We start from the raw sequence: 2,071 nt of genomic DNA on the forward strand, positions 1-2,071 counted from the left end.
ATGTATGAATTTATGATAAATAAAGATATTTTATCTTTGGGAAAAATGTTGGACGAAAAATTTGTTTTGGTTCACATGACAGGTTTAAAACAGAATAAAAAAGAATATTTAAACTCAATTAAAAACGGAACATTAAATTATTATTCCAACGAAACCGAAAATATTATAGTTAAAAACAGTTTGAATTTTGTAGGTCAAAGTAAAGTGTCTGCTGCTGTTTTCGGCGGAGACAAACATACTTGGAATCTTGAATTAACAATAGAATTAAACGAAGATTTTTTGATAAAAACAATTGTTGCTTCAACATATTCGGCAAAAAAACAATCAACCGGAAAATAAAAATATTTCCGTAAAAGTAACCAAATAAAGGAGATTTTTAATGAAAGATGTTATTTTATGGACCGGTGCAGGTCAAATAGGTATGGCAATTGCTCGCAGGGTAGGGTTTGGTAAAAAAATAATTGTCGGTGATAAAAATATTGAAAATGCAAAAGAAATATCAAAAATCATGTCGGATACCGGCTTTGATATTGAAGCAATAGAGTGTGATATTTCTTCAAGAGAATCTGTTTTAAACTTAATAAAAGTCGGACAAAAATACGGCGAAATATCAACCTTAATAAATTCTGCCGGAGTTTCTCCTTCTCAAGCACCTGTAGAAGTTATTTTAAAAGTGGACTTATACGGAACGGCAGTTTTGCTTGAAGAAACTGGAAAAGTTATAAAAAACGGAGGGAGAGGAATTACAATTTCTTCTCAGTCAGGGCACAGAATGCCGGCACTTACTCCTGAAATTGACGAACAACTCGCAACAACACCAACGGAAGAACTTTTAAAGCTTGAAGTTTTACAACCGAAAAATATAAAAGATACTTTACATGCTTATCAAATGGCAAAAAGATGTAATGTTAAAAGAGTTATGGCTGAAGCAGTAAAATGGGGCAAAAGAAATGCAAGGATAAATTCAATTTCTCCGGGAATTATTGTTACACCTTTAGCAATAGATGAGTTTAACGGTCCAAGAGGCGACTTTTATAAAAATATGTTTGCAAAGTGTCCCGCAGGAAGGCCGGGAACGGCAGACGAAGTTGCAAATATTGCTGAAATTTTATTAAGTGAAAAAGCTGATTTTATTTCCGGTTCGGATTTTTTAATTGACGGCGGAGCAACAGCAGCATATTTTTACGGAGAACTTAAACCTTCAAAATAAGAAGCAGAAATATGAGAAAAAAGAAAAAGAGAGGTAAAAATGAAATTAAAAATTTTTGTAACGGTTTTACTTGTAGTTTGTGTAGGTGCGATTTTTTTATTAAAAAGTAATAATAACGGAGGCAATGTTATGGCAGCAGCAGAATCAACAACAAAAGTAAACGGCGGTAAAAAAGTTTTGGTAGCATATTTTTCAAGAACAGGTGAACAATATAATGTGGGAAATATTAAAGAAGGAAATACGGCTATAATCGGTAAAATGATAGCAGATAAAACCGGTGGAAACATATTTGAAATTAAAGTTGAAAAAGATAATTATCCTAAAGGATATACAGCATTAACCGAATATGCGCAAAAAGAAAAAAGAGCAAACGAAAGACCTGCAATAATCGGAAAAGTAGATAACTTTGCAGATTATGACACAATATTTATCGGTTATCCTAACTGGTGGGCGGATATGCCGATGCCTGTTTACACATTTTTGGAAAGTTACGATTTTTCAGGCAAAACGGTAATACCGTTTTGCACTCACGAAGGAAGCGGATTAAGCGGAACCGAAAGAAATGTAAAAACGGTAACAAAAGCAGATGTAAAAAAAGGACTTGCAATTTATGGACATATAGCACAAAACAGCAGAACGGAAGCCGACAAAAAAGTTTCCGATTGGTTAAAAGAATTAGGATTCTAAAACTTATTTTACGGGAGAACAAAAATGATATATTCAATAATTTTATTCGTTGTTTTATTTGTTGTTATTTGGGTAATGCATAAACCGTTTGATGTTCATAACACAAAATTAAAAAGATTTCACGAATGGCTTGAAATTGCATTGGTGGTTCAAGGTTTAATTATTATAAATTAC

General features: G+C 32.6%; 3 protein-coding genes. All 3 read left to right on the forward strand.

Translation table 11 applies throughout. The features are described 5' to 3' along the window. Positions 1–339 (forward strand): nuclear transport factor 2 family protein (locus ACMUOV_RS00290; protein WP_413852655.1); only part of this gene is annotated, 339 nt, incomplete at its 5' end. Positions 340–379: 40 nt separating this feature from the next. Further along, a complete protein-coding gene (locus tag ACMUOV_RS00295; protein ID WP_413852657.1) occupies positions 380–1,210 on the forward strand; it encodes an SDR family oxidoreductase in 831 nt (276 codons plus the stop codon). 39 nt (positions 1,211–1,249) lie between these two features. Further along, positions 1,250–1,897 carry a flavodoxin gene (locus tag ACMUOV_RS00300; protein WP_413852659.1) on the forward strand — a complete coding sequence of 216 codons (648 nt, stop codon included), beginning with the start codon at positions 1,250–1,252 and terminating at the stop codon, positions 1,895–1,897. Positions 1,898–2,071: the final 174 nt, after the last annotated feature.

The organism is Candidatus Ruminimicrobium bovinum, from assembly GCF_902760015.1.
Taxonomy (GTDB): domain Bacteria; phylum Elusimicrobiota; class Endomicrobiia; order Endomicrobiales; family Endomicrobiaceae; genus Ruminimicrobium; species Ruminimicrobium bovinum.